Genomic DNA, 25,920 nt, shown 5'->3' with positions numbered 1-25,920 from the left:
CACCCGGGCCCTTCTTGTTGGACGATTCAACGTGTGGACGAAGTTATCGTTGGACATTATGGGAGTCAAGAGGTGTTTCCGGAGGTCAAGGGTCCGCAACACTGCCGACATGCCGGGCGGTGGACCTGGGCCACGACGCCTGCTTGTCAGCTTGAGTCCGGCTGGGCTACCATCGCGGGCTTCGACTCCAGGCCCTGAGGAGATCGAATTGACGCAGTCAATAGTTGGATCGTCGGACAATGGGCTATCGTTGATCCATGTTCTCGGATGCAGCCAGGCAGCGCCCCAGCTCGGGCGGGCAGATGTCCCTGGGGCGGGTGTCGACTGTCGAGGCCGTTGTTCTCGCCCTGCGGGAACAGATCTTCGACGGCCACGTTCCCACCGGCCAGGTCCTTCGAGAAGCGGTGCTGTGCACGCAGTTCGGCGTTAGCCGGCACTCGATGCGCGTCGCGCTGTCCACGCTCAGCCATGAAGGGCTCGTGCGCCATGAGCCCAACCGGGGCGTGTTCGTGAGAACCCTGTCGCCGGAGGAGATCCGCGACTGCTACAGGATGCGCAGCCTCCTGGAACTGGAGGCAGTCAAGACGATCTGCGGGGACAAGGAGGCCCTGGCACCAGCGCGAAGCGCCGTCGAGGAGATGCTCGACACCTCCCGTGACAGGGAGTGGACGGAGACGCGGGACTCCGACCTTGCGTTCCACGCGGCCCTTGTCGACGCACTCGGCAGCAGTCACATGTCGCGGGCCTATCAGGCCTTGCTGGTCGAGCTCCGCCTGTGCTTCCTCATCGAGGACTTCAAGGACAAGGATCGGCAGCGCCTGGCGCAGGAACACCTCGGCATGCTCGAGGCCTTGGAAAGCGGCAATCTCGCGCACGCGACACGCCTGCTCTCCGATCACCTGACGTCTTCGGAGGACGACGCACTCCGGGCGCTTGAGCAGTATTCCGGCCACCTCAGCCCTCAGGAGTAGAGCCCCTCAGGCGTAGAACTACGCCTCCCTGGTGGGAGTCCGTACTGTTCAGCCGCATCACTCATAGAGCGTCTGCTGCCTGACGAACCGTCGGAGTTATTCCGGCGGGCAGCGCACGGCGGGCAGCGCACGGCGCATCGCCCGCCGCGGCGCTGACTTCTGGGCTCGGGCTCGACCCTCCCTGGCGTTCATCACTGCCACCGCAGCGTTCACCTGCCACCGCCGCTCGGCGGCTTCGGCGTCTCCGCATCCACGCCGCCAGCTCAGCCAAGGGTGCTCGGCTGCTTGTTCGGCGATCGGATCGATGGATCACGTTCCGTGTGCGGGGCCTCTGCGGGATCCCAACATGGTTGACAGTGTCACCAATTGGCTGGTTGGATTGTCCAACATGTGGCCATTCCATCGAAAGTCTTCTGTGGGTGTTCTCGACGGCAGGCGCACCAGAAGGTGCGGGAGTGGTGCGCTCGCAGGAGCTGCCGGTGGGGACCAGACCCGTGAACGGTGACAACGGCATGTCGACCGGCCCTGCGATGAGTGACTCGGTCCTTCACCGCGACCTGAGGCACCACTACAAGAACATCATCGAGTCCACAGGCGTCTACCTGATCGACTCCGAGGGGCGCCGGTACCTCGACGCCGTGGGCGGCGCGGCGGTCAACATCATCGGTCATGGGGTTTCGGAGATTTCCGACGCCGTGGCGAAGAGCCCGCACAGCACGAGCTTCGTCTATTCCGCCGTCCTGACGAATCCCTGGCAGGAGGAGTTGGCAGCCAAGCTGGCATCCATCACACCTGTCGAAAAGGGAAAGGTCTTCTTCACCTCTGGTGGTTCTGAAGCCAACGAGACCGCGATAAAGCTGGCACGCCAGTATCACTTGGACCGCGGAGTCGCCACCAAGTGGAAGGTCATCAGCCGCGCCGCCAGCTACCACGGGAACACCTTGGCGATGCTGGGGCTCTCCGGTCGGCCGTCCTGGGCTTCCCGGTACTCGCCTTACATCGACAACAATCCGAGGATCGCGGCTGCCTACTGCTATCGGTGCCCTTTCTCCATGGCTCATCCAGAGTGCGGGATCCGGTGCGCCGAGGACCTGGAGAGAGTGATTCTGCAGGAGGGTCCAGAGACCGTCGCGGCGTTTCTGTGCGAGCCGGTCTCGGGAACTTCGCTGGCAGGGGCGGTTCCGGTCCCCGGCTACTACGAGGGTATTCAGAAAATCTGCCGTAAATATGATGTCCTGTTCATCGTAGATGAGGTCCTTACCGGCTATGGTCGGACAGGCAAGGCCTTCGCTATCGATCACTGGAACGTCAGGCCGGACATTCTTACTGTAGGCAAAGGTCTGGGCTCCGGTTATATTCCGATCGCCGCATGTGTCGCTGACGGACGGATTGTGGACACGATCCGATCCGTTTCAGGGCAGTTCGTTCATGGCTTCACCTATGGCGGCATGCCGATGGCCTGCGCGGTCGGCGTGAAGGTGTTCGACTACGTGACCGAACACAATCTCTTCGGCCTCGCCGCAGAACGTGGGAAGTATTTGCGGTCGAGACTGGACGAGCTGGCCGAACGCATCCCTGAGATCGGGGATGTGCGAGGCCTGGGGCTCCTTCAAGGTGTCGAGATCGTGGCAGACCCGCATTCGCGGAAACCGTTCGATCCTGCCCTCGATGTGAGCAGGCGCATAGTTCGGGAGGCCGAGCGGCGAGGAGTGCTGCTCCGCGAGGGAACCCCGGGTGCCAACGCGGGGAAGGACGGCGATCAGATCCAGATCAGTCCGCCGTTCATCATCAGGCCTGACGAAATCGATGAAGTCGTGCGTGTCCTGGGCGAAGCGATCAGCGCAGTGCTGGACCAAGTCGGCTGACCTCGAACGGAGGGGCGATCATGTACCACGAGGAACACGCTGACATCATCGTCGTAGGTGCCGGAACGATAGGCGCCTCGACTGCTCTGCACCTCCTGGAAGAGGGCGCCAAAGATGTCGTCCTGATCGACAAGGATCCGCCCGGGCTCGGCACCTCGAACGCGGGCGCGGGCTTCGTCGGCCCGCTCGCGGTCGGCTGGGCGGAGGGATGGGGAGAGCCCGAGCTCGCGGTCGAGTACTACGGCATGGACTTCTACGAAAAGCTCGCCGAGAGCCACGACATCGATTTTCGGCGCAGCGGGCACCTCTATGTGGCGCGTGACCACAACGCCTGGGACCAGCTGAGAGGCTTCGTCGAGTCGGACGGCGTGCCTGACCGCCGTGTTGTCGAACCCAACGAGATCACGCGGCTTACCGAAGGCCTCGTTGATGGTCGGCACCTCTTTCGAGGATTGCTTCAGCCGAGCGCCGTGCAATTGTCTGCAGGCAAGGGCGCTCGCGCATTGGCGGCGGAGTTCGTGCGGCGTGGCGGCCGCCTCGAAGCCCGTCGCCCGGTGACCGGGCTCCTCCTCGACGGCAATCAGCTCATTGGAGTCGAGACCGCACGCGGACCAATTCGTGCCACCCAGGTTGCCTTTGCTGCGGGGGCGTGGACGAATCAGTTGGTCCAGCCGCACACCTTCATCCCGCAGACCCCACTGGTGTTGTCGCGGATGATCACCGAGCCGCTCGGCGTCCCGCCGACCATCCCCGCGATGAACTTCGCTGGTTACTCCGACGACGGACGCGGCATTCTATGGATCCGAGAAGACAGCGGGAGACTGAATTGGGGAATGTCGTACACTTCGCACCCGAGTGACGTCTTCGTCGACGAACCAGTGACGGACAGGTTCGACCACCTGCCTCTCGATGGGGTTTTCGAGGTCCGGCGTGCGGCAAGACGACTTGTCGAGGCAGTTCCTCGGCTCCTTACCGAGAGCTATTCCGTGACCCACGGGGCTCCTTGTCTCACTGCTGACAGCCGAGCCCTGATCGGGAAACTCTCCGATCTTCAGGGTGCATACGTTGTAGGCGGATGCAATGGTGTCGGGGTCCAGCACGGCCCCGGCTGGGGAAAGGTCGCTGCGGAGCTCATCATGCGCGGCAGATCCACACTGGCCGACGCTTCCGTATGGGAGCCCAACCGATTCGGTGATCAATACAAGTCCGCTCGCGAGGTACACGACGACCTTGTGCCGTCGCGGCGACCGGTGAAACACATCTAGACGCGTTCCGAACAGGAATCGCACCGCCCCATTGAGTGCGGAGAGACGAGAGAACATGACTCGCAAGCAGATGTCGGCCTCGCTGCCTGGCCCGACCGTCCACTGGATCGACGGACTGGAGGTCGGAGGCCAAGGCGAGACCATCGACGTCGTTAACCCCGCCACCGGCCACGTCGTCGGAGCGGTCCCCGCGGGCACGGCCGAAGATGTCGATCAGGCGGTCCGCGCGGCGCAGGCCGCCTTCCCCACATGGTCGGCCACCCCGCTCGCCGACCGCATTGCCGTCGTGCAGGCCATCTCGGACGGGCTGAAAGCCCGCGCCACGGACATCGCGGAGTTGATTACCGCCGAGATGGGTGCGCCGATCGGTTTCTCGAAGGCGGTGCAGGCCGGTCTGCCGATCGCTTCGTCGGCCTCGTTCGCCGGACTGGCCGCCGGTTTCCCGTGGGAGGAGGAGATCGGGAACTCTCTCGTGGTGAAGGAGCCGATCGGCGTCGTCGGTGCCATCACGCCGTGGAACTACCCGCTGCACCAGATCGTCGCGAAGGTGGCGCCGGCACTGCTCGCGGGCAACACGGTCGTGGTCAAACCCACAGAGATCGCACCACTGACGGCCTCGATCCTCGCCCAGGTCGCCGCCGAGGCAGGGCTTCCGGCCGGGGCGTTCAACATCGTGCACGGCACCGGGCCCGTCGTCGGCGAGGCGATCGCCGCTCATCCCGGCGTGGACATGGTGTCCTTCACCGGCTCGACGCTGGCGGGCAAGCGCGTGTCGGCCGTCGCGGCGGACACGGTGAAGCGAGTCGCCCTGGAGCTTGGCGGTAAGTCCGCGAACGTCGTGCTGGACTCCGCCGATCTGCAGAAGGCAGTGGCGACGGGGCTCGACGCGGCCTGGCAGAACGGCGGCCAGACCTGCTCGGCCTGGACCCGCATGCTCGTCCCCGCCGCAAAGCAGGACGAGATCGTTGAGATGCTGGTCGCGGCCGCCGCGGAGTACACCGTGGGCGACCCCACCGACGAGGCCATCCGGATCGGACCGATGTCGTCGGAGACCCAGCGTCGCCGGGTGACCGGCTACATCGAAGCGGGTGTGTCCGGCGGCGCTCGGCTCGCGCTCGGCGGCCCTGGCCGCGTCGACGGCCTCAGAGACGGCGCTTACGTGCGGCCGACGATCTTCGCCGACGTCGTTCCGGACAGCGTCGTCGCGCAGGAGGAGATCTTCGGGCCGGTGCTCTCGGTGATCCCCTACAGCACGGAGGAGCAGGCCGTGGAGATCGCCAACGATACGGTCTACGGTCTGTCCGGTGCGGTCTTCGGAGAGCAGGACCACGCCATGGCCGTCGCTCGCAGGCTGCGGACCGGGCAGGTACATGTGAACGAGGGGCCGTTCAACGTGCAGGCGCCGTTCGGCGGTTACAAGCAGTCCGGCAACGGCCGCGAGTTGGGTCGCTACGGGCTGGAAGAGTTCTTGGAAACCAAAGCCATCCAGCGGTAACCCCGGCACGCAGCGCCCACCTGGCGAGCCACCCGGCTCCTGCACGGTGACCAGCCGATCTCGCAGGTCGGCCAGTCCGTGGGCTGGCCTGCCCCGAACTACTTCGCCCGCGGATTCAAGGCTTATCTCGGGCTCAGCGCGAGCACCTACCACAATCGCTTCACTCAAGATTCCGACTCTTCGGTGGCCGCAGTCGATCGGCACGGTGACGGGGAGGACGGTCCGGTCGCCGAGATCGTGTGCTCACTCCGCCGGTCACCGGACGTCTTTCACCCGGCCATGGCGCGGTTCGTGTGCGCCCTTGGCAGCACCAGGAGGAGGACTAGGAGAGAGTCCCTTCTGCCAGATTCGCAGGAGACGCGCGGAGCACTCGGGCTTGCGAAAACCTCGTTGAAGACCACCGTCAGGACCGTCAACTTTTACAGTCCCTCGAAGAGGGTCGCACCTGAACTCGCCCGGATCTGGTCGACCTGGTTACGGCTCAGCCCCGGCGCCGTACTTCAAGGTGCGGAGCCGAATCGAGCATTTTGCCAGAGCTGAGGTTATGGCAGCACGCTCTTCGGTTGTCAGGAGCTCCGCCCACATGCGTTCGCGGATGTTGTGCTCGAGACGCCGAGCCTCAGCTGATCTTCACTCCTGACTCCCTTGATCACCGCGACCTCACGCATGTTGCCGCCAGTACTTCTGCGCTGTTCGGGGCAGAGGGGCGTTGTCGTTTGGACGCTATTTACGTTAGATGTGGCGTTGTGAAGGTTGGTGAACGAGGTTTGCCCTGCAGCGGCCCGGATGGATCACCGGGCGCCAACTCTGCGTTGAGCGGGGAGATCCGCATATGCGGCCCTTCTCGTAGTCGGGTGCGATGATCGCCCAGTTGGTGAGCCTGCTCGATGAAATCGGGCTCCCTCTGGCTCTCACCAGTGACGGGCTGCCTGCGGATCCGCTCAAGGTGGTCGATCTGGGAGATGCCAGGAGCGACATAGACGAGGCCGAACTCGCAGCGCATCTGGGACTGCGCCCGCAGGTGGTCGTTGGTGTCCTGCCCGACGATCCGTCGCCGGCCGCTCTTCGTTTGGCGAGAGCCTGCACAGTCGCGCTGACCAGATCGTCCTTGGACGCGACACAGGTCGTCACGGTGGCTGACCTCGACGAAGCTGTGGCGACCCTCCTGGTACAAGTGGCAGCCGCACCCATCGCGGCGGCCAGCCTCCATCAACTGCTTTGCGTACAAGGGCAACTGCCGGTCGCGCAGGCCCTGACGGCAGAGTCCGCCATGTACTCGGCGTTGCTGGCAGGCGCGGAGTTCGCGCGGTGGAGGGCGGCTCGCCCCGTTCGCAGAGCGCAGGAGACCTCCGATGCCGTACGCGTCCACCGTGAGGGCAACCGGCTACAGATTGTTCTGCAACGGCCTGCCAGGAGGAACGCCTACAACCGGGCGATGCGTGACGGGCTCATCGACGCGCTGACCGTCGCAGTGGACTCCTCTCTCGAAGTCATGCTGACGGGCGCCGGACCGGACTTCTGCGCAGGTGGCGACCTCGATGAGTTCGGTTCGGCGACCGATGTGTCGATGGCGCATCTCCTCCGAACCGGCCGTTCAGCTGGATGGCTGCTGCACCGTCTACGGGATCAAACGACCGTCCGGCTGCACGGCCATTGCATCGGTGCGGGAATCGAGCTGCCCGCCTTCGCCGGACGTGTTATCGCCGAATCCGGTACCACTGTTCGGCTGCCGGAATTGGCGATGGGTCTGGTTCCTGGAGCGGGAGGAACGGTCAGTATCGTCCGGCGCATCGGCAGATGGCGTACGGCCTGGCTCGCGCTCACTGGCCAGGCGGTGTCCGCTGGCCTGGCCCTCGACTGGGGCTTGGTCGACGAGGTCGAGGAATGACGGGTCATTGGGCGGAAAGCGGACTTGCGGTATTGACCGGGCGAGCCGACGGACCCGCGTTGAAACCGCCGCATCCGACGGTGTCAGTGGCTCGCCGATGGGCGTCCCAGCTGCGTGCTGTTGGGAGCGGCGAACTCATCGTGGATCCGGCCGTCCTGTTGACGGAGCGCGCGGCGTTCCGGGGGCGCGCCAGGAACGGGCGGATCTCCGTGGGCGGAACATGCCGGTTGATGGTGGCAGCGGACGGATGGGTCGCTGTGTCCTGCGCCCGTCCATCGGACGCGGATCTGGTGGCCGCGGTGACCGAGATGCCGGCCGGGGCTTCCCCGTGGGAAACGCTCGAGACCTGGTGCAGTACCAGAAAGGCCGAGGAGATCGTCGCACGGGCCGGCCTACTGGGTCTTGCGGCTTCCATGCTCGGTGAGCGGTCGCCGACCAAGCCGCTGTCGTACCAACCGGCTGGTGGAGTTGACCTGACGGGGGCATTGGTCGTCGATTTCAGCGCTCTTTGGGCAGGGCCGCTGTGCGCGCACCTTCTCCACCTGGCCGGAGCGACGGTCGTCAAGATCGAAACCCCGGATCGTCCGGACGGCGCGAGACGGGGCCATCGTGGGTTCTATGATCTGCTGCACGCGGGACACCGCTCGGTCGTCCTCGACCCCGAGAGGCCATCGGAGCTGCGTGAGTTGCAGGCCTTGGTCAGCCGGGCCGACGTGGTGATCGAAGCTTCCCGGCCGAGGGCACTGGCCCGATGGGGCTTGGACGCGGAGAGCGCTGGAAGTTGGGGGACCGTCTGGGTGTCCATCACCGCCTACGGGCGCGCATGCGATCGAGTCGGATTCGGGGACGACGTCGCGGCCGCTGCCGGGCTGGTCGCCTGGGACCCGGAGACATCGGAGCCGGTGTTCTGCGGCGATGCCATCGCTGATCCGCTGACGGGACTCCACGCGGCACAGCAAGCCATGGGCGCGCTCGCCCAACGCCGAGGGGCGTTGCTGGACGTCGCGATGGTCGATGTCGCCAGCCGGGCTGTTTCCCCGTCATGGCGCTCGCCGGCCGACATTGCTGAGAGCCCTCCGAGACTTCCCGCACCGAGGATGGTCCCTGGTGCCGCATCGGAATCCGGGGCGGACACCACGGCGGTCCTTTCGGAGTTGGGCATTCGACGATGCTCTTAAAGGACGTGGCGCTCGCTGGCGAGCGTGTGGATGTGCGCGTTACCGGAACGACTGTGACTGCGATCGGCACCCTTCCTCGCGCCACGGGGGAGGAAGCGGTTTCTGGTAGGGGAGGCGCGCTACTGCCCGGGCTCACCGACCATCACCTTCATCTCCTCGCGTGGGCAGCGGCTGAGTCATCGGTATTCTGCGGACCTCCAACGGTGCGATCTTCGGGTGAGCTGAGGAGCGCCTTGGTGTCCGCCCCAGCGGACGGGGCGGGATGGGTCAGAGGCGTCGGCTATGCCGAGTCGGTAGCGGGCGACCTTGACGCTCTCGCGCTGGATGCGATTCACAGCGAGCGGCCGGTGCGAATACAGCACCGCAGCGGCGCCTTGTGGATGCTCAACTCCATGGCGATCGCCCGCCTCGGGCTGGCCGACATCCGCGATCCTGGCGTCGAGCGGCGCGAGGACGGAGCGCCGACCGGGCGCCTGTGGCGGGCAGACCATCTGCTCCGCGTCGGCCCCGACTTTCCAGATCTGGAACCCGTCAGCAGGCAACTCAGTGCGTGGGGGATCACCTCGGTCACCGACGCCACACCGGACCTGGGAGACGCGGCCGTCGCCTCGCTTCGAGATCAGATCGAAAATGGGCAGCTGACGCAACGTGTCCAGTTGCTGGGTCACCCCGGGCCGCTTGACGGGCAGCTCACATCTGGAGCGCGCAAGGTCGTATTGGGCGATCACGCACTACCAGGGTTGGCCGCGCTGGTAGGGATTCTGACCGACACCCACGCCGCTGGTCGCCCCGTGGCCGTCCACTGCATCACCCGCGAATCGTTGCTTCTTCTGCTGTCTGCCTTCGACGTCGCGGGATCAATCGACGGCGACCGCATTGAGCATGGTGCCGTCATTCCCGCGGAATGCCTGAAGTGGATCTCGGCACACGGGCTTCGTGTGGTCACCCAACCAGGATTTCTCGCCGCCCGAGGTGAGGATTTCCTGCGCCGGACCCGTGTAGACGAACACGCGGACCTTTACCGGTACGGATCCCTTCTACGTGAGGGAGTCGTCACCGTCGCCTCCAGCGATGCGCCCTACGGACCTGCCGATCCGTGGAGGATCATCGCCGCCTCCCGAGACAGGCTCACAGACTCAGGCCGCGCCGTATCGCCTTCTGAATCCGTTGACGCTGGTATCGCGCTTCGCGGCTACCTGACTCCTGCGAGCTTGCCCAAGCATCACCGAGGCGACGTTCACGTTCGCATGCTCGCGGACCTGGTCCTCCTTGAGGGCACCCTGGATTGTGTCCTCGCGGAGCCGGACGCTGAGCGCGTCAGGATGACCTTGTCAGGCGGAGAGATCGTCTATCGCGCACCAGGGACCGCTTGAGCCGACCAAAGTTCTGGGCGCGATCCAAAGAGTGATCAATCAGATCGCCCTGATGGCAGCTTGGACTGGCTGAAGGCTTGCCGCGATCTACCGACTGCGTTCCCGCTGAATGGGACCGGACCTGTGCATGTGTTGTCGGTCACATCACAGTCTCTTGCACGCAGTGCGGATCGAAGGAGAGCACGCCGTCATGAGACAAAGCGGGACAGCGAAGGCGGGGGGAGTCATTCTCGCCCTCGCCCTGGTCGCATCCGGATGCGGCTCCAACCGATCGGGGGCCACTGATACCGGCGGTGGCGGCCAGAGTCCGGCCGCTTCGGCCGCGACGTTCGGCGACCTGCCGTCGCCGTGCGGTCCCGGTGTGGCGAAGGGCGCCACCGACCAGGGCGTCACGGCCGGCAGCATCAAGATCGGATACGGCGATGATCGCGGCTTCGCTGCGGCTCCCGGTCTGAGCGAGGAGGTCGGCGACGCCATCGACTCGATGATCAAGTGGTGCAACCAGCAGGGCGGCATCCTTGGCCGCAAGCTCGTCGGAACGCGTTATGACGCCGCGCTGACGAACGCCGCCGCGGTGATGAAGAAGGCCTGTGCCTCCGACTTCATGCTGGTGGGGGAAGGCTTCGCCTACGACGAGGCCGCCGAGCCGGTCCGGGTCGGCTGCGACCTGCCGGCCGTGCCTGCCTTCACCATCGGCCCGAACGCCAACATGGGGCCGGACAAATACGAGCCGATGCCGTTCCCCGTCGACCGCTACAACGCCTCGGGCCTCGCCGCGCTGCGCAAGGTCGTTCCCGAGTTCGGGAAGAACCCGGCAATGGTGCTCTCCGATTCACCGCCCATCAAGGCGGCGAGCGCGAAGGTCACCGTCGCGCTTGGGAAGCTGGGCGTCAAGGTCAAGGACTGCGGCATCACGATCAGTCAGAACGGCGAGTCAAACTATGTGCCGTTCGCTCAGAAGTTCAAGGACTGCGCCGCCTCGGCGCTCTGGACCAGCAACGGTCCCATCCCGAGCCAGATGGGGATGTTCGAGGCGCTCGGCCGGATCGGCGCCAAGCCGCCGAAGGTCGCCGAGGCCCAGTGGTACAGCCAGAGCGCGGCGCAGTGGAACGACAAGTCGCACGCGGTGGACGGACTGGCCGTATCCCTCTCTTTCCAGCCCTTCGAGAACGCCGACAAGGTCGCGGCGGTCAAGCAGTACCTCGACCTCATCCGCGCTGACAGTGGCAAGCCGGCATTGCTCGGCATGTCCGCGACCTCGGCGTTCCTGCTCTGGGCGACGGCCGCGAAGAAGTGCGGAGACGACCTCACCCGCAAATGCATGGTCAGCGGGCTCTCCGCCGTTCACCAGTGGACCGGTGGAGGCCTCCACGCTCCGAGCGACCCTGGCGCCAATCTGCCCAGCAACTGCTCGCTGGTCGTCCGGCTCGACGGCGGTACGTGGAAGCAGGCCTACCCAGAGGAGGCAAGCGAGTTCTCCTGCGACAAGAGCAAGGTGTTCGAGCTCGATCCCAAGCTGTCGGGCGTGACGCTGAACGATGACCGCCTGTCGACGGCGTTCCTCAAGAAGTGACCCACTGTCGGTGATCGGCTCCGGCCCACGGCGAACGCCTGGGCCGGAGCCCGCGCAACGATCGGGATGATCCTTTGACCACCTTCCTCACCTACACGGCGCTGGGCCTGGTGCTTGGAGCGGTCTACGCCATCGCCGCGTCCGGCCTGGTCCTGACCTACACCACGTCCGGGATCTTCAACTTCGCCCACGGTGCGCAGGCGATGGTCGGCGCGTTCACCTACTACCAGCTCACGGTGGCGTGGGAGCTTCCCGTCTGGGCGGCTTTGATCGTTGTTGTGTGTCTTCTCGGTCCTGCCATGGGCCGGCTCCAGCACGCCTTCATCATGCGCGGGCTGCGGAACACCGAGCAGGTCACCAGGATCGTGGTGACGGTCGCGATCATGCTCGGGCTCGTCGCGCTGGCGCAGTGGCTGTGGGATCCGCAGGAGGCCCGGGTCCCCCAGACGCTCTTCGGCGTCGACCGGACAGTTACGGTCTTCGGCGTCGTGCTCCGCTATCACGAGGTGATCTGCCTCGTCATCGCCTTGGCTCTGGCTGTGGGGCTGCGCGCGCTGTTCGTCAAATCACGGCTCGGGGTCCTCATGAGGGCGACCGTCGACGACCCGGATCTTCTGAGCCTGACCGGCCACGATCCGGATCGCGTGTCGGCCCAGGCGTGGATGCTCGGCTCGACCCTCGCGGTGCTGGCGGGAGTCCTGATCACGCCGGTCATCGGCGGTCCTCTTGAGGCGAACGCGCTCACGCTCCTGGTCATCGACGCGTTCGCCGCGGCGCTCTTCGGAAGGCTCAAGAGCATCCCGCTCACCTTCCTCGGCGCGGTCGTGCTCGGACTCATGAACAGTTACCTCGTCGGCTACGCGCCGACCGACTGGTCCTGGGTCGGCAACCTGCGCCAATCGCTCGCCATGATCGTCCTGTTCGTGATCCTGCTCCTTTTCAGGAATGACCGATTGCGGGGTGCCGCGACCCGGTCACGCGAGCGCTACGAAGTGCCACCGGTCCGCCGCGCGGTCATATGGGGCGCCGTGTTCGTGCTCGCTGTCATGGCCTTCCGCCAGATCATTGACGCGTCCTCGGTGGGCGTGCTCCAGCTCGGTATCGCCTTCGCCATCATCGCGCTTTCCCAGACCCTGCTCACTGGATACGCGGGCGAGCTGAACCTCGCCCCACTGGCCTTCTCTGCCATCGCGACCATCGTGGCCTTCCACACGGGCATCCAGGGCGAGGGACTCGACGCCAGACTGAGCATCGGCGGCGTGGTCGTCGGCGTCGTCGCGGCCGCCGTGACCGGGGCGGTCGTCGCAGTTCCCGCCCTTCGGCTCCGCGGCCTTTACCTGGCGCTGGCGACCCTGGCTTTCGGAGTGTTCGTCTCCTCGATGATCCTGCGGGACATCCAGGAGCACACCCTGTTCGGGAAGACGTTCGCGATCTTTCCCAACGGTAACCTCCTGTTCCCGCGGCTCGCCCTCGGTCCGGTCGACCTCGCGGACGACGATGTCTTCCTCTTCGTCTCGGCGATGCTGTTCGCGGGGCTGGGCGTCGGACTGGTGGCGCTGCGCAACAGAGGCTACGGTCGTCGCCTCGCCGCGATGAAGGACAGCCCTGCTGCCTCCGCGATGCTCGGCCAGCGGCTGCTCTGGCTCAAGCTTTCGGTCTTCGCAGTCTCGACGGCGATCGCCGGCCTCGGCGGCATCCTGATGTCGATGTCCCTTACATCGGTCACCAAGGACCACTTCGTCTTCACCGTCAGCCTGTCGCTGGTGATGCTCGCCGTCGTCGGCGGCATCGGATACGTCAGCGGTGCGCTGTTCAGCGGGCTGGTCGCGGGTGCCGGTCTGACCGCGGTCGTGGCGCTCCTGAACGACACCGCGACCGAGCGCCCGGAGTTCGGCGGAGTGCTCGGGGTCGCCTCGCACCTGGTCCTGGTGAGTGCCGCGCTCACAGGAGTGGGCGTGGCGCAGAACCCCAGCGGCATCCTCCACGACGTTTTCGCGCGTCATCGGACGCTCGCAAAGGCGCCCGAGATCCGTTACGGCGCCATCGTGGCCCAGTGTGTCCTTTACGCGTTCGCATGGAGCGATGTCCTGGGGGCAACGTCGTTCGTCGTCCTCAGCGTGGTCCTGTGGCTGTGCCTGCCGCAGATCGGGGCGGCACTGCGCCCGGCGAAGATCCTCGGAGACGGCCCCCCGCGCGCCACGCCTCCCGAACTGGTCGGCATCGACTCGGACTACCCGTCCGACCTTGCGAGCCGACTCGACAAGCGACTCCGCATCGAGGAAGGGGTGGCCCGTGTCGGTGCTTGAAACCCACGGCGTGAGCGTCCGGTTCGGCGGGAACGTCGTACTCGACGACGTCAGCCTCACCATCGCGCCTGGTGAGGTGACGGGACTCATCGGCCCCAATGGCGCCGGCAAGACGACCATGTTCAACTGCGTCACGGGCATGCAGCCGGTCGCGTCCGGACGCGTCGTCTTCAACGGCAAGGACATCACCGGTCACGGGCCCAGTCGGCGCGCCCGGCTGGGCATGGCGCGCACGTTCCAACGCCTAGAGTTGTTCCTGTCCCTCAGCGTCCGCGACAACGTCCGGGTCGCCGGGGACATCGTCCGTGCGAACACCCGAAATCGGATCGACGTCAACGCGGAGACCGATCGGATCCTCGGGCTCACTGGGCTGGCGGACATCGCGGACGAGAACGTCGCCAGCATCCCCACGGGCCGTGCCCGGGTCGTCGAGGTGGCCCGCGCGCTGATGACACGGCCGAAGCTCCTGCTGCTCGACGAGCCCGCGTCGGGACAGACCGAGCAGGAGAGCGAGAAGTTCGCCGAGCTCCTGCGCGGGCTCGCCGCCGGCGGCCTCGCCGTATGCCTGGTCGAGCACGACCTCCCGCTCGTGATGTCCCTCTGCTCCACGATCCACGTACTCGACCACGGAACCCTCATCGCATCCGGAACGGCTGCGGAGATACGGCGATCACCGGCGGTCATCGCGGCCTACATCGGAACGGCGGAGGTCGCATGACGCTCATTGAAGAATCGTCGGTGCCGCAGCCCGACGATCCGATCATCGAACTGCGCGGTGTGCACGCGGCGTACGGCGACATCGAGGTGCTCCACGGGGTCGATCTCGTCGTGCCTGCCGGAGCGGTGGTCGCACTTCTGGGACCGAACGGCGCCGGTAAGACGACCACGATGAAGGTCGTCAGCGGGCTGATGCCCGTCACCGCGGGGACCCTTCGCCTCTCCGGACGAGACGTCACTGGGATCACGGCCACTGAGACCGCGCGCCTCGGAGTCTGCTCGATTCCGGAGGGCAGGGGAATCTTCGCCAACCTGACGGTTCGGGAGAACCTCTGGGTCGCAGCCGGAGAGCGCACCTCTCTCGCCTCAATGGAGCAGGTGGCGTACGCGCGGTTCCCGCGCCTGGGGGAGCGCCGCGACCAGCTCGCCGGCTCGCTGTCGGGCGGCGAGCAGCAGATGCTGGCCCTCTCCCGGGCCCTGGGGACCGACCCCGCGGTACTCCTGCTGGACGAGCTGTCGATGGGGCTCGCCCCCATGGTGGTCACCGAGATGTACGAGGTCGTCAAGGGGCTCGCCGCCGAAGGCGTCTCCATCCTCCTCGCCGAACAGTTCGCCCGCATCGTCCTGCCGTTGGCGGACCTGGCCGTCCTGATGGTGGGCGGACGCGCCGTCCGCGCCGGTTCGCCGACCGAGATCGAAGAAGAACTCTCCACCGCCTACCTGGGAGGCTGACATGCTCACCGAAGCGCGCCGCGCCGAGTTCCACGAGGCCGTGGCGGCACACCGGCTCAAGACCGGCTCGGCGAAGTCCGACAGGCCGATCCGCGCCATCGGGGCCCTGCTGATGATCGCCGGTGTCGTCGGCGCCTTCGTCGCCTACAGCGCCTCACTCTCACAGAGCGACATGCGCGACATCGGATCGAGCCAGATCCTCGCGATCGCCTTCGTCGCCGTCGCGATCGCGGGAGCGGGCTTCTACATGGCCGCGGCGATGGCTCAGATCCTCCGCCTGTGGCTGCTGCGTCAGCTCGTCGAGAGTCAGGCGCACACCGACCAGCTGGCAGCCGCGCTGCTTTCCGCTCAGCAGGAGTGACACTGCCCGTGCGGCGTCATGCGCCTAGCGTTCCCAGTGGCATCGATCACGAAATGGATGGGGCCACCGCACGATGCGCACTGAAAGAACGACTACGGCGCCGACCACGATCGCTTATGGCACCTTCGCCGAGATCGTGCTTTCCCGGGTGGGCGATCGCGCACGTGGTCTGGTCTTCGAGGAGCAGGAGTGGTCGTGGGCCGAGGTGGTCCAGGAGAGCTCCGACAGGGCAGCCCTCCTCACAACCGTCGAAGCGTCCGGCGGCAGGCGACCGCACGTCGGCCTCCTCCTGGAGAACGTGCCCGACTACGTGTTCTGGACAGGGGCCGCAGGACTGAGCGGAGCGGTGCTGGTCGGGATCAACTCCAGCCGCAGTGCCGCTGAGCTCGCCGATGACATCCGGCATGCGGACATCGATCTGATCGTCACGGAGTCGCGGTTGCGGCATCTGGTCGACGGCCAGGCTCACGACGTACCCGCTGACCGGATCCACGATGTCGACCGTCCGGACTACCAGGCCCTGCTCGCGCCTTTCCGCGGAGCACCCCTGCCGGACACCCGCCCGGCGCCTGAGGATCTGTTCGCTCTCATGTACAGCTCAGGGTCCACGGGGGCACCGAAGGCGGTCGTCCTGAGCCAGGGGCGGCTCGCCCGGCTCACGCCCGTGCTGGCGCGGCGGGTGGAGCTGACCTCGGACTCCACGACGTACCTATGCATGCCCCTTTTCCATGGCAACGCGCTGATGATGAACCTGGCCCCTGCGATGGCGACCGGCGCCACCATCGGGATGATCCGCAGATTCTCCGCCAGCCGGTTCAGCGCCGACGTGCACCGTTTCGGCGCGACGTACGTCAACTATGTGGGCCGGGCGCTGTCCTATGTGCTCGCCCACCCCGAGGATTCCCGTGACCGCGGCGGCACCCTCCAGCTGGCCTTCGGAACCGAAGCCTCCGACGCCGATGTGGCGCGCTTCTCGGAGCGTTTCGGCTGCCAGGTCCTCGAAGGTTACGGGCTGAGTGAGGGAGTCTTCCGCTTGAACCGCACGCCCGACACACCTCCGGGGTCGCTGGGACTGCCCGCTGGCAACCTCGACGTGCGCGTCCTGGACGAGTCGACAGGCCAGGAGTGTCCACGAGCGGAGTTCGACGCCGCGGGACGCCTCGTGAACGCCGAAGCGGTGGGGCAGATGGTGGCCATGGGGCTGGCCCACACCTTCGAGGGTTACTACAAGGACGAGGCGGCGTACGCCGAACGTGTCCGCGGGGCGGACTTCTGGTCCGGTGATCTCGCCTATCGCGATGTTGAGGGGTTCTTCTACTTCGCTGGACGGTCTTCGGACTGGCTGCGGGTCGATTCGGAGAACTTCGCCGCGGCCCAGGTGGAGCGAGTTCTCCTGCGCCACCCGAGCGTCGCCGCGGCGCCGGTCTATGCCGTCCCCGACCCGGTGACGGGCGACAGGGTGATGTGCGCGATCGAAGGGGAGCCGGGGCAGACGTTCGATCCGGACGAGTTCGGTGCGTTCCTCGCTCAGCAGGCCGACATGGGATCGAAGTGGTGGCCGACGTTCATCCGGGTGGTGACCGCCCTGCCGCTCACCGGGAGCGGGAAGGTCGACAAGGCTCCCTTGCGGAGATTCGCCTGGCATACGCCCGACCCGGTCTATGTCCGGGTCGGGAAAACGCCGGCGTACGTCGTCTTGGATGACCAGGCGAAAGCCGAACTCGAGGGCCAGTTCGCGGAACACGGCAGGACGGCTCTCCTACCAACCGGAGCGCCGGACTGAAAGGACTCAGCACATGAGCCAGGTCCATCACGTCGGCATCACGGTCAGTGACATCGACACCTCCCTGGAGTTCTACGCCAGCCTGCTCGCCGGTGAGCGGATCGGCCCCATGGACCGGAGTGGCCCGCGGATCGACCAGGTCACGGGCTATCCGGGTGTGGTCGTCCGGCAGGCCTTCGTGCGGCCACCGGACGGCACCGCAGTCGTCGAGCTCCTCCAGTACGTCGGCGGTTCGCCGGTCGTCCTCGACCCCGACAACGGCCATGTCGGAGCTGCCCATGTGGCCATCACAGTCCACGACCTCGACGCTGTCCTGGCCCGGCTGCGGACACAAGGCGTCGAGGCAGTCTCGGATCCGATCGTGTGCTCCGAGCCCATGGAGGGCTTTCGCGCCGTGTACGTCCTCGACCCGGATCGGATCCGGGTCGAGCTGCTCGAACCACCCGGCCGATCCTGAGCCGGACGCGTGACCGCCAGGCACTCCGAGGAGGACCTCGCCGGTCACGTCCGAAGGTCGGTCATCGCGCCATCGGCGGGTTGAAGCCGGTCAACCGCTTGAAGTTGCCGGCGGCGATGCCGGCACGCTCGTCGTCGGTGAGCGGGAGTGTCTTGAGGACCTGAACCGACTTCCACACCTGCGTGAAGCGGGGGTCCACGTCCGCCGGCGCGGGCTTGTGAGCGGGCCGCTCCGGAAGCAGGTCGGAGAAGACGTAGTTCGTGCCGAACATGACCCGTTCGGTGCCGAGCGCGCGGAGGTGCTTGACCATGTCCTCCGGCTCGACGCTCCCGTCCGCGACCTCGTGGAGCCGAAGCGAGGTGTCGGTGTGGACGTTCTCATAGGCCCCTGCGAGGTCGAGGACCTCCCGGTCGAGCGGTCCGCCGAACTCCTTGTCGTGGCCGAAGTGCGCGAAGACGAGCTTGAGCGCCGGGAACTTGGCCAGGGCGTCGGCGAAGCCTCCGGGACGGCAGTTCGGGCTGTGCCCGCCGGTCTCTGTCAGGACGGGGACGTCCTGTTCGATGCAGTACTCATAAATCGGGAACAGTCTGGGGTCCGAGCCGGTCACGCCCATGTCCGATGGAACAATCTTCACACCGAGCGCGCCCTTCGCGCGCTGGGCCTCGATCTCGGCGAGAGCAGCCTCGGGGCCCATGACCACCGGGTTCACACCAGCGAAGTAGCCAACTTCGGGATGCTCTCGCGCGACGGACGCGGCCCAGTCGTTGTTGGCGCTGATGCGGCGCAGGATCCGCCGACGCAGATCCGCCTCGCCCGTCGCCCGTTCCTCGGGGTCGTCGGGGAGCGTGTAGAGCCCGTGCCGGAAATACCTCCCGCTCCAGGTGAACATCAACGCGTTCATGGCGCTGATGCCGGTCGCCGCCATCAGCTCCTGGAACTCGTCCAGCGTGCCGAGGTTCGGGGCGCCGGGCTTCACCAGGTGGGGGGTGAGAAAGTAGTCGCGTATCTCCTGGCCATGTTCCGCGTCGCGCTGCAGGTGGCAGTGCATGTCGATGATCTCGAGTTCGCTCACGTCGGCGTGCCCTTCTGTATGTGGTGCCGCCATCAGCGCGCGGCGACGTAATCCTTGATGGCGTCGGGGATCTTTGATTCTCCGAAGGCTGGCCGCGCGGTGGTGTGCAGGATTCCGCCGTCGGAGACGACGGCGTGACCGGTCACGTAGCTCGACAGATCGGAGGCCAGGAAAAGTGCGACGCCAGCGGTCTCCTCCGGTTCGCCGAGATGCCCGAGGGGAGTGACGCTCTCCGCCGTGGTGAAGAACTCCCGGACCGTCGGCGGCGAGTCCGGGCTGGTGGCGGTCCGCCGGGTGCCTGCGGTCCAGTGGGTGCCCGGGATGATGCAGTTCACCCGGATGCCGTACGGTGCGAGTTCGATGGCGGCCGTCTTGGTGAAGTGCACGACACCGGCGTTCGCCGCGCCGTAGCCGGCGAGGTTCGGGGCCGCCGCCACGCCACTGGAGGATGCGACGTTCACGATCGTGGACGGTCGGCCGCCGCGCACCATGGAGATCGCCTCGGCCTGGCAGGACAGGAAGGTCGTGTCGAGGTTGAGCGCCATCGGCTTGTGCCAGTCGCCGATCGACATGTCGAGGAACGACTTGGTGACGCCGCCCGTTCCGCCGCACACGTTGACCGCGACGGACAGGTCGCCGAGGGCCGTGACCGTTTCCTCGACCATCTCCGCGTGCGCCGTCGGGATGGTCAGATCCTTCGCGATGGCGACGGCCTTGCGGCCCAGCTCGTGGATCTCGATGGCGGTGCGTTCGGCGGCTTCAGGGTCGAGGTCGACCACGGCGACGTCGCAGCCCGCGGTCGCCAGCCGCAACGCGGCGGCTCGGGCGATACCGTTGCCGCCGCCGGTCACCAGGGCGACACGACCGGTCAGGCCGAGCATCGTTTCGAGTGCGGTGCTCACTATGGTGCTCCCTTCCGAAAGGCCTCGGGCAGGGGCGGCGGCGGGTTGAACCTGATGTAGTGCGGCAGGAACCCGGCCTCGTCGATGTCGTCGGGCTGCCAACCTTCGACCAGGTGTCTGCCGTCTAGGGTCCGTACCGGCCGGTTGAACTCCTTGAGCAACGGGAGACTGTAGGCGACCCGACCGGTGACCTTGGCAGGGTCCTCGGTGCAGAGCAGGAGCGCGGCCTCGGCCATCGTCTCCTCAGGCTCCGACGGCCAGCCGGGTACCGCCGCCGCAGCATGGGCGGTCGCCACACCCCGGTTCGGGGCAAGGGTGTTGACGGCGATGTGATCGTCATAGAGCTCCATCGCCGCACCCGTGCTCATCCGGTCGATGAATGCCTTCGTTCCGCCGTACAAGACGGAGCCGGCGAGTGGATGCGGCGCGAACGGCGGGCCGACCCGCGGTCCCGCCTGGCGGGAGGACAGGTTGACGATCCAGCCGGCGCCCTTCCTGCGCATCCCAGGAATGACGGACCTCATCAAGTCCCAGGTGTTCCACACGTTGGTCTCGACCGAGTCCTCGAACCACTCACGCCGCATGTCGGCGAAGAGCGTCTCGTAACGGCGGGCCGCGGCGGCATTGTTGATCAGGATGTCGGCGGTGGCACCGAACGCGTCCTCGATCTCGGCGACGAGCGCGGGACGGTCGATCTCCTTGCGGCCGAGGTCGGCGACGAACGCACGAGCGTCGCCGCCGTCGGCGTTGATCAGCGCGACGGTCTCTTCCAGCGAGCCCTCGTAGGCGCCCTCGCCCGGACGGAGGGTGCGGGAGACGGCGGCGACGGCGATGCCTTCCGAAGCGAGACGGCGGGCCATGCCGCGGCCGATCCCGCGGCTGGCGCCGGTCACGATGGCGAGATGGGTCACGCAGACGCTCCAATCGGGGTCACCTGGTCGAGGAGGTCACCGAGTTCGGCCTCGATCGCGCCTGCGGAGCCGAGCGTGAACGCGATCTGACGACCCCAGAGGAAGTAGCGGTGGATCGGATAGTCGACATCGGCGCCGATGCCGCCGTGCAGATGCTGGGTTGCGTGGACCGCCCGAAGCCCTCCGGACGACGCCCACCATTTCGCGACGAGTGAGGCGGCTCGGGCCTCGTCCTCCTCGCCCCGGTCGGTATGCCAGGCGGCTTTGTACGTCGTCAGCCGGATCCGCTCGGTGTCGAGATGCGCGTCGGCGGCTCGGAGCGCCACCGCCTGGTTAGTGGACAATGGACGGCCGAACTGCATGCGCTGGGAGGTGTAGGCGGAGGTGATGGCTACCGCCTCCTGGCACACCCCGGTCGACAGGGCGGCCAGTGCGATGCGCGACCGTGTGCGGACGCGGTCGACGATCGTCGCGCCGTCGGCATCCATGAGGTCGTCTGACGTCAGGCGCACCTGATCGAAGGCGAGGGTGGCGCTGCTCCCGTGGTCGGTGACCGATAGCGGCGTGATCCCGAGGCCGGTACGGTCCGCCGGCACGATCGCCACGTGGGTTCCGGCTGCATTCGTCGTGAACGGCACGACGAACGCCGTCGCGACAGGGCCCGCGGCGACGGCGGCGAGTTCACCGGACACGACCCAGTCATCGCCGTTCTTCGCGCCCCGCAAAGCAAGCCGCTCGAAGGCTCCGGTGACCACGGTGCTGCCGTCGAGAATGCCGGGCAGCCACCGCACCCGCTGGGCCGCGCAGCCGTACCCGGCGATCGGAATGGCAGCACCCGCCACCACGGACCAGACGGGGACGGGCGCGACCCGCCGACCCTGCTGCTCGAGGACGGCGACGAGGCCAAGCATGCCCAGTCCCGCGCCGCCGACGTCCTCCGGCAACGCGAGCCCGAGCAGGCCGGACTTGGCGAGCATGCGCCACAGATCGGCGTCGAAGCCGCCGCAGGCCTCGACCTCGCGCACCCGCTTGATGTCGGCCTTGTCGGTGAAGATCTGCTCGGCGAGATCGCTGACCGTCTTCAGGTCGGCGCTGAGGGTGAATTCCATCAGTTCCCGCCTTTCTCAGACTCGGGCTTGCGGCGGGCGGCGAGAGCCATGCCGAGGCTCTTCGCCGCGACCAGTTCGCGCATGACCTCGTTGGTGCCACCGCCGAAGGAGTTGTTCTGCGACCGGCGGGCCATCGCCTCGACACGGCCCTCGATGGCGGCGCCACGGGAGCCGGGCCGCAGCAATCCGTCGGCGCCGAGCACTTCCTGGAGCATCCCGTACGCGGCCATCACCGACTCGGTGCCGATGACCTTCGCGGCGCCGGAGTCCCCGCCGGTGAGGGTGTTGTTCGCGATGTCCGCGACCAGGCGCAGATTCACCAGGTCCGAGGCACTGAGCAGCGCAAAGACCTGCGCGAGCTTGGCCCTGACCCAGGGCAGGTCGTAAACGACGCCCTCTCCTAGTGGTGTCGTCCTGGCCCAGGTGAGGGTCTCGTCGAAAAGCCCGTTCGCGATACCGCCCCGGGCGGCCAGCGCCACCCGCTCGTGGTTGAGCTGATCGGTGATGAGCTTCCATCCGCCGTGCAGCTCGCCGACGAGATTGCCGACCGGGACACGGACGTCCTCGTAGTACGTCGCCGCCGTGCTGTGCCCGCCGACGGTCTCGATCGGGGTCGCCGAGAACCCTGGTGCGGTGGTCGGGACGGTGATGATCGAAATGCCCTGGTGGCGCGCCGCCTCGGGATCGGTGCGAGCCGCGAGCCAGATCCAGTCTGCGAAGTCGCCGCCGCTGGTGAAGATCTTGTTGCCATTGATCACAAACTCGGCTCCGTCGACCCGTGCCCTCGTCGTGAGCGACGCCAGGTCGGTGCCGGCGCTCGGCTCGGTGTAACCGATCGCGAACGTGAGCTCGCCGGCGAGGATGCGCGGGAGGAAGTACGCCTTCTGCTCGTCGGTCCCGTGCTTCATCAGCGTCGGCGCGACGGTGTTGAGGGTGACCAGCGACAGCGGCGCGTCGGCACGGACGGCCTCGTCGTAGAAGACGAAGAGCGCCTCGGGGTCTTCGCCCCGGCCGCCGTACTCCTTCGGCCAGCCGAGCCCGAGCCAGCCGTCCTTTCCCATCTGTCGCAGGATGCGATCGAACGTCGGGCCGCCCTCGTTCTGCTTCCGCAGCTCCTCCCGGTCCTGGGGGCTGATGGTGGCGGCGAAGTACTCGCGCAACTCCTTGCGCAGCGCCTTTGAAGTGGGGGACAGGTCCGGATACATCTTCACTCCCTTCGGGACGCGCGCACGCACATGTCGATCTCCACTCGGCTCACCGGTCCACGCTGAGGACGAGCGCGCTGTGCGGAACGGGTGACCCTCCGGTGACGAGGACGTTGTCGATCCGCTTCTCCGGCTGGTTCACGGAGGCGCCGCGGATCAGCCGGACGCCCTCGGCGATGCCGTTCACGCCATGGACATAGGCCTCGCCGAGCTGGCCGCCATGCGTGTTCACCGGTAGGAGACCGTCGAGCTCGAGGTTGCCGTCGGCGATGAAGTTCCTCGCCTCGCCCCGCTTGCAGAAGCCGTACTCCTCCAGTTGCAGCAGCAGCATGGGGGTGAAGGCGTCGTAGAGGATCGCGGCGTCGATGTCGTCCGGGCCGATGCCGGACTGAGCCCACAACTGCTGGGCGACCAGCTCAACCTCCGGCATCACGTCGATGTCGTCGCGGTAGTAGCTGCTCATCGAGATCTGCTGCGGACCCACGCCCTGGGAGGCCCCGGTGATGACGGCCGGGGGGTGGGGTAGATCGCGAGCGCGCTCGGTGCTGACGATCACCAGCGCCTGGCCGCCGTCAGATTCCTGGCAGCAGTCGAGCAACCGCAGCGGGTCGGCGATCAATGGTGATGCCTGGTGGTCGCTGAGCGTGATGGGGCGCTGGTAGTACCAGGCCTTCGGGTTGGTCGCGGCGTACTTGCGGGAGAGCACGGACACCGCGCCGAAGTCGGCGCTGGTCGCCCCGTATTTGTGCATGTAGCGGCGGGCGAGGAGCGCCTCCTGTGCGGCCGGGGTCAACAGTCCGTAGGGATTGATCCAGTTGCGGTACTCCTGGTCGGTGGTGTGCGCGTAGGCGAACGGCGGCGGGCCTGATCCGAAGCGGTGGCCGGAGCGCTCGTTGAACGCGCGGTAGACCACGACGACTTCGGCGACACCGCTGGCGACGGCGAGCGCTGCCTGCTGGACGGGTGCGCATGCGCCGCCCCCGCCGTGCGGGATGCGGCTGAAGAACGTGAGCTCCGGGATGCCGAGCGCCCGGGCGACCGCGATCTCCGGGTTGGTCTCCATGGTGAACAGGGCGAAACCGTCGACCTCGTCGACACCGATCTGGGCGTCGTCGAGCGCGGCGAGCACGCACTCGCACGCCAGCCGCCACTCGCTGCGGCCCGACTCCTTGGAGAACTCCGTCGCTCCGATGCCTGCGATCGCCGCCTTCCCGGCAAAGCCGTTCACGCGCTCACCGACTCGAGGGTCACCCGGGCGGTGACGTGCACGCCGCGGGAGTTGGTGCCGGTGACCTTCAGGGTCGCCTCGCGTTGTGTCCGCTCGATGATCTCGCCGCGGAGCGTCATCGTGTCTCCGGGAAAGTTCGGCAGGCCAAGGCGCAGCGATACTGCGGTGATCCGGCCCTCCGGCCCCGTCCAGTCGGTGACGTACCGGTCGACGAATCCGTTCGTCGTGTTGATGCTCATGAAGATGTCGGGAGCGCCGCGCGACTGGGCTTTGCCGGGGTCGTGATGTACGTCCTCGAAGTCCTGCGAGGCGATGGCTCCGGCCACGATGGTGGTCCGGTCCAGGACGACATCCAGGTCGGGAAGGACGGTTCCGACGGCGACGTCGGGAAGGCTCATGAGGTCCTACCTTCTTGGAGGGTGGGGCTCACCGGCCGCAGCCGGGGGAGCACCTCGCCGTGCGCGTGCTCGGTGAAGATGACTTCCATCGCAAGGCCGACCGCCAGCTCAGCTGGATCGGTGTCGCCGATGTCCGCTACGAGCCGGGTGCCCTCGTCGAGGTCGAGGAGGCCGACGGCCAGCGGATAGGTGAAGGCGGAGTCCTGCGGTCGATGGATGACGGTGTAGCTGTGCAACGTGCCCCGTCGTGAGGATTCGATCGTGTCCCAGTGGAAGGACCGGCAGTCCGGGCAGACAGGGCCGGGCGGCTGGCGCAGCGCACGGCAGTCCCCGCAGCGTTGGATGAGCAGCTTGCCCTGGCGGACGCCCTCGAACCAGAACGCGTTGTCCTGCGTGACGATGAGTGGAGGGACGCTGCTCCGGCGGACCTGGGCACCGGTCGTCGGGTCGTTCATCAGCCGTCCTTGTTCGCGGGTCGGAATCGCAGCAGGCGGAAGTCCTCCTCGGCGACCAGAACGCCATCACCGTCGACGTACCGCTTGTTCAGCGTGACGAAGTGACCGGGCCCGAGCGCCGTCTGCTTCAGCGGCGAGACCGAGTCGATCGTGAAGAAGCAGGTGACACGGTCGCCGGGCCGGAGTTCACGCAGGTAGCGCTGGCTGACATCGGTCGCCACCACCGAGGTGAATCCAGCCTCGTCGAGCAAGCTCATCAGGCGGGAGTACGCGAAGTCCTCCGTCTCTCCGGCTTCGCGCCGGGCCTGGACTTCGCGCCACCGACGATAACCGTTCATCACCCAGGTCGAGATCATGGCCGGTGGGCAGATGATGCCCTCGCGTCCGGTGGCCCGGGCGGCATCGGCGTCGACGTAGACCGGATTGCGGTCGTCGAGCGCCTCGACCCAGTTGCGGATCATCGCCTCGTTGACCGCGTAGCGGGCCACTCGCGGAGGCTCGGCCTCGACACCGCTGAAGGCGTCGAGATCGAGTAGCTGCGCATGCACCGTTGTCGGCCTCCTTCGCCGTTGCAGGCCTCACTGAGGCCCCCTGGGACTCGGAGTCTGTCGCTGCTCCACCGACCGGTCATCGCGTGATCCCACTGAGCGGAAGGGGCACTGCTGCGGGAGGGCAT

23 protein-coding genes are annotated in these 25,920 nt (G+C 66.8%); 14 read left to right on the top strand and 9 right to left on the bottom strand.

The window, feature by feature from the left end; translation table 11 throughout:
- Positions 1-257 precede the first annotated feature (257 nt).
- From ACH34W_RS14130 to ACH34W_RS14065, 14 genes are all read left to right on the top strand, one after another.
- A complete protein-coding gene (locus ACH34W_RS14130) occupies positions 258-971 on the top strand; it encodes a GntR family transcriptional regulator (protein WP_395961300.1) in 714 nt (237 codons plus the stop codon).
- Between the two features lie 455 nt (positions 972-1,426).
- Positions 1,427-2,836, top strand: a complete 1,410-nt coding sequence (locus ACH34W_RS14125) for an aspartate aminotransferase family protein (protein ID WP_395961299.1) — start codon at positions 1,427-1,429, stop codon at positions 2,834-2,836.
- Between the two features lie 20 nt (positions 2,837-2,856).
- A complete protein-coding gene (locus tag ACH34W_RS14120; protein ID WP_395961298.1) occupies positions 2,857-4,101 on the top strand; it encodes an NAD(P)/FAD-dependent oxidoreductase in 1,245 nt (414 codons plus the stop codon).
- Positions 4,102-4,156: 55 nt separating this feature from the next.
- Complete coding sequence (locus tag ACH34W_RS14115) at positions 4,157-5,596, top strand: aldehyde dehydrogenase family protein (protein WP_395961297.1); 1,440 nt, start codon at positions 4,157-4,159, stop codon at positions 5,594-5,596.
- 859 nt (positions 5,597-6,455) lie between these two features.
- A complete protein-coding gene (locus tag ACH34W_RS14110; RefSeq protein WP_395961296.1) occupies positions 6,456-7,484 on the top strand; it encodes an enoyl-CoA hydratase/isomerase family protein in 1,029 nt (342 codons plus the stop codon).
- Positions 7,485-7,792: 308 nt separating this feature from the next.
- Entirely contained in the window at positions 7,793-8,662 is an 870-nt protein-coding gene (locus ACH34W_RS14105) for a CoA transferase (RefSeq protein ID WP_395961718.1), read from the top strand.
- Positions 8,653-10,035 (top strand): amidohydrolase family protein, encoded by a 1,383-nt coding sequence (locus tag ACH34W_RS14100; protein WP_395961295.1) that lies wholly within the window; start codon positions 8,653-8,655, stop codon positions 10,033-10,035. Before ACH34W_RS14105 ends, ACH34W_RS14100 begins: the two co-directional genes overlap by 10 nt.
- A gap of 190 nt (positions 10,036-10,225) precedes the next feature.
- Complete coding sequence (locus ACH34W_RS14095; RefSeq protein ID WP_395961294.1) at positions 10,226-11,608, top strand: ABC transporter substrate-binding protein; 1,383 nt, start codon at positions 10,226-10,228, stop codon at positions 11,606-11,608.
- Positions 11,609-11,682: 74 nt separating this feature from the next.
- Positions 11,683-13,914 (top strand): ABC transporter permease, encoded by a 2,232-nt coding sequence (locus ACH34W_RS14090; protein WP_395961293.1) that lies wholly within the window; start codon positions 11,683-11,685, stop codon positions 13,912-13,914.
- Positions 13,901-14,632 (top strand): ABC transporter ATP-binding protein, encoded by a 732-nt coding sequence (locus ACH34W_RS14085; protein WP_395961292.1) that lies wholly within the window; start codon positions 13,901-13,903, stop codon positions 14,630-14,632. Before ACH34W_RS14090 ends, ACH34W_RS14085 begins: the two co-directional genes overlap by 14 nt.
- The gene (locus tag ACH34W_RS14080) at positions 14,629-15,363 is read left to right on the top strand and encodes an ABC transporter ATP-binding protein (RefSeq protein WP_395961291.1); all 735 of its coding nucleotides are present in this window, start codon (positions 14,629-14,631) and stop codon (positions 15,361-15,363) included. Before ACH34W_RS14085 ends, ACH34W_RS14080 begins: the two co-directional genes overlap by 4 nt.
- Before the next feature lies 1 nt (position 15,364).
- Positions 15,365-15,724: a hypothetical protein gene (locus ACH34W_RS14075; RefSeq protein ID WP_395961290.1), complete on the top strand. Its 360-nt coding sequence runs from the start codon at positions 15,365-15,367 to the stop codon at positions 15,722-15,724.
- A 73-nt stretch (positions 15,725-15,797) separates the two neighbouring features.
- Complete coding sequence (locus ACH34W_RS14070) at positions 15,798-17,507, top strand: AMP-binding protein (protein WP_395961289.1); 1,710 nt, start codon at positions 15,798-15,800, stop codon at positions 17,505-17,507.
- 13 nt (positions 17,508-17,520) lie between these two features.
- A complete protein-coding gene (locus ACH34W_RS14065; RefSeq protein ID WP_395961288.1) occupies positions 17,521-17,964 on the top strand; it encodes a VOC family protein in 444 nt (147 codons plus the stop codon).
- A gap of 61 nt (positions 17,965-18,025) precedes the next feature.
- On the opposite strand, the gene ACH34W_RS14060 is transcribed toward ACH34W_RS14065, so the two are convergent.
- The 9 genes from ACH34W_RS14060 to ACH34W_RS14020 are packed head-to-tail and all read right to left on the bottom strand — an operon-like array spanning position 18,026 to position 25,792.
- Positions 18,026-19,036 (bottom strand): amidohydrolase family protein, encoded by a 1,011-nt coding sequence (locus ACH34W_RS14060; protein ID WP_395961287.1) that lies wholly within the window; start codon positions 19,034-19,036, stop codon positions 18,026-18,028.
- Between the two features lie 32 nt (positions 19,037-19,068).
- The gene (locus tag ACH34W_RS14055; RefSeq protein ID WP_395961286.1) at positions 19,069-19,938 is read right to left on the bottom strand and encodes an SDR family NAD(P)-dependent oxidoreductase; all 870 of its coding nucleotides are present in this window, start codon (positions 19,936-19,938) and stop codon (positions 19,069-19,071) included.
- Positions 19,938-20,849, bottom strand: a complete 912-nt coding sequence (locus ACH34W_RS14050; protein ID WP_395961285.1) for an SDR family NAD(P)-dependent oxidoreductase — start codon at positions 20,847-20,849, stop codon at positions 19,938-19,940. Before ACH34W_RS14050 ends, ACH34W_RS14055 begins: the two co-directional genes overlap by 1 nt.
- Positions 20,846-21,958, bottom strand: coding sequence for an acyl-CoA dehydrogenase family protein (locus tag ACH34W_RS14045; RefSeq protein WP_395961284.1), 1,113 nt, complete (start codon positions 21,956-21,958; stop codon positions 20,846-20,848). The genes ACH34W_RS14050 and ACH34W_RS14045 overlap by 4 nt, the downstream gene beginning before the upstream one ends.
- Entirely contained in the window at positions 21,958-23,163 is a 1,206-nt protein-coding gene (locus ACH34W_RS14040; RefSeq protein WP_395961283.1) for an acyl-CoA dehydrogenase family protein, read from the bottom strand. Before ACH34W_RS14040 ends, ACH34W_RS14045 begins: the two co-directional genes overlap by 1 nt.
- Positions 23,164-23,212: 49 nt before the next feature.
- Positions 23,213-24,391 carry a lipid-transfer protein gene (locus ACH34W_RS14035; protein WP_395961282.1) on the bottom strand — a complete coding sequence of 393 codons (1,179 nt, stop codon included), beginning with the start codon at positions 24,389-24,391 and terminating at the stop codon, positions 23,213-23,215.
- Entirely contained in the window at positions 24,388-24,789 is a 402-nt protein-coding gene (locus ACH34W_RS14030) for a hypothetical protein (protein ID WP_395961281.1), read from the bottom strand. The genes ACH34W_RS14035 and ACH34W_RS14030 overlap by 4 nt, the downstream gene beginning before the upstream one ends.
- Positions 24,786-25,244, bottom strand: coding sequence for a Zn-ribbon domain-containing OB-fold protein (locus ACH34W_RS14025; protein ID WP_395961280.1), 459 nt, complete (start codon positions 25,242-25,244; stop codon positions 24,786-24,788). The genes ACH34W_RS14030 and ACH34W_RS14025 overlap by 4 nt, the downstream gene beginning before the upstream one ends.
- Positions 25,244-25,792 carry a MaoC family dehydratase N-terminal domain-containing protein gene (locus ACH34W_RS14020; protein ID WP_395961279.1) on the bottom strand — a complete coding sequence of 183 codons (549 nt, stop codon included), beginning with the start codon at positions 25,790-25,792 and terminating at the stop codon, positions 25,244-25,246. The genes ACH34W_RS14025 and ACH34W_RS14020 overlap by 1 nt, the downstream gene beginning before the upstream one ends.
- Between the last annotated feature and the right edge of the window lie 128 nt (positions 25,793-25,920).

This window comes from Actinomadura sp. 6N118 (genome assembly GCF_044326415.1).
GTDB lineage: Bacteria > Actinomycetota > Actinomycetes > Streptosporangiales > Streptosporangiaceae > Spirillospora.
This window is presented reverse-complemented; position numbering and strand designations above follow the sequence as displayed.

Bases quoted from the DNA above. Each gene is read 5' to 3' on its own strand.
- ACH34W_RS14130 (WP_395961300.1), top strand. From the start codon at position 258: ATGTTCTCGGATGCAGCCAGGCAGCGCCCCAGCTCGGGCGGGCAGATG.
- ACH34W_RS14120 (WP_395961298.1), top strand. From the start codon at position 2,857: ATGTACCACGAGGAACACGCTGACATCATCGTCGTAGGTGCCGGAACG.
- ACH34W_RS14115 (WP_395961297.1), top strand. From the start codon at position 4,157: ATGACTCGCAAGCAGATGTCGGCCTCGCTGCCTGGCCCGACCGTCCAC.
- ACH34W_RS14110 (WP_395961296.1), top strand. From the start codon at position 6,456: ATGATCGCCCAGTTGGTGAGCCTGCTCGATGAAATCGGGCTCCCTCTG.
- ACH34W_RS14105 (WP_395961718.1), top strand. From the start codon at position 7,793: ATGCCGGCCGGGGCTTCCCCGTGGGAAACGCTCGAGACCTGGTGCAGT.
- ACH34W_RS14100 (WP_395961295.1), top strand. From the start codon at position 8,653: ATGCTCTTAAAGGACGTGGCGCTCGCTGGCGAGCGTGTGGATGTGCGC.
- ACH34W_RS14095 (WP_395961294.1), top strand. From the start codon at position 10,226: ATGAGACAAAGCGGGACAGCGAAGGCGGGGGGAGTCATTCTCGCCCTC.
- ACH34W_RS14080 (WP_395961291.1), top strand. From the start codon at position 14,629: ATGACGCTCATTGAAGAATCGTCGGTGCCGCAGCCCGACGATCCGATC.
- ACH34W_RS14075 (WP_395961290.1), top strand. From the start codon at position 15,365: ATGCTCACCGAAGCGCGCCGCGCCGAGTTCCACGAGGCCGTGGCGGCA.
- ACH34W_RS14070 (WP_395961289.1), top strand. From the start codon at position 15,798: ATGCGCACTGAAAGAACGACTACGGCGCCGACCACGATCGCTTATGGC.
- ACH34W_RS14065 (WP_395961288.1), top strand. From the start codon at position 17,521: ATGAGCCAGGTCCATCACGTCGGCATCACGGTCAGTGACATCGACACC.
- ACH34W_RS14045 (WP_395961284.1), bottom strand. From the start codon at position 21,958: ATGGAATTCACCCTCAGCGCCGACCTGAAGACGGTCAGCGATCTCGCC.
- ACH34W_RS14040 (WP_395961283.1), bottom strand. From the start codon at position 23,163: ATGTATCCGGACCTGTCCCCCACTTCAAAGGCGCTGCGCAAGGAGTTG.
- ACH34W_RS14030 (WP_395961281.1), bottom strand. From the start codon at position 24,789: ATGAGCCTTCCCGACGTCGCCGTCGGAACCGTCCTTCCCGACCTGGAT.
- ACH34W_RS14025 (WP_395961280.1), bottom strand. From the start codon at position 25,244: ATGAACGACCCGACGACCGGTGCCCAGGTCCGCCGGAGCAGCGTCCCT.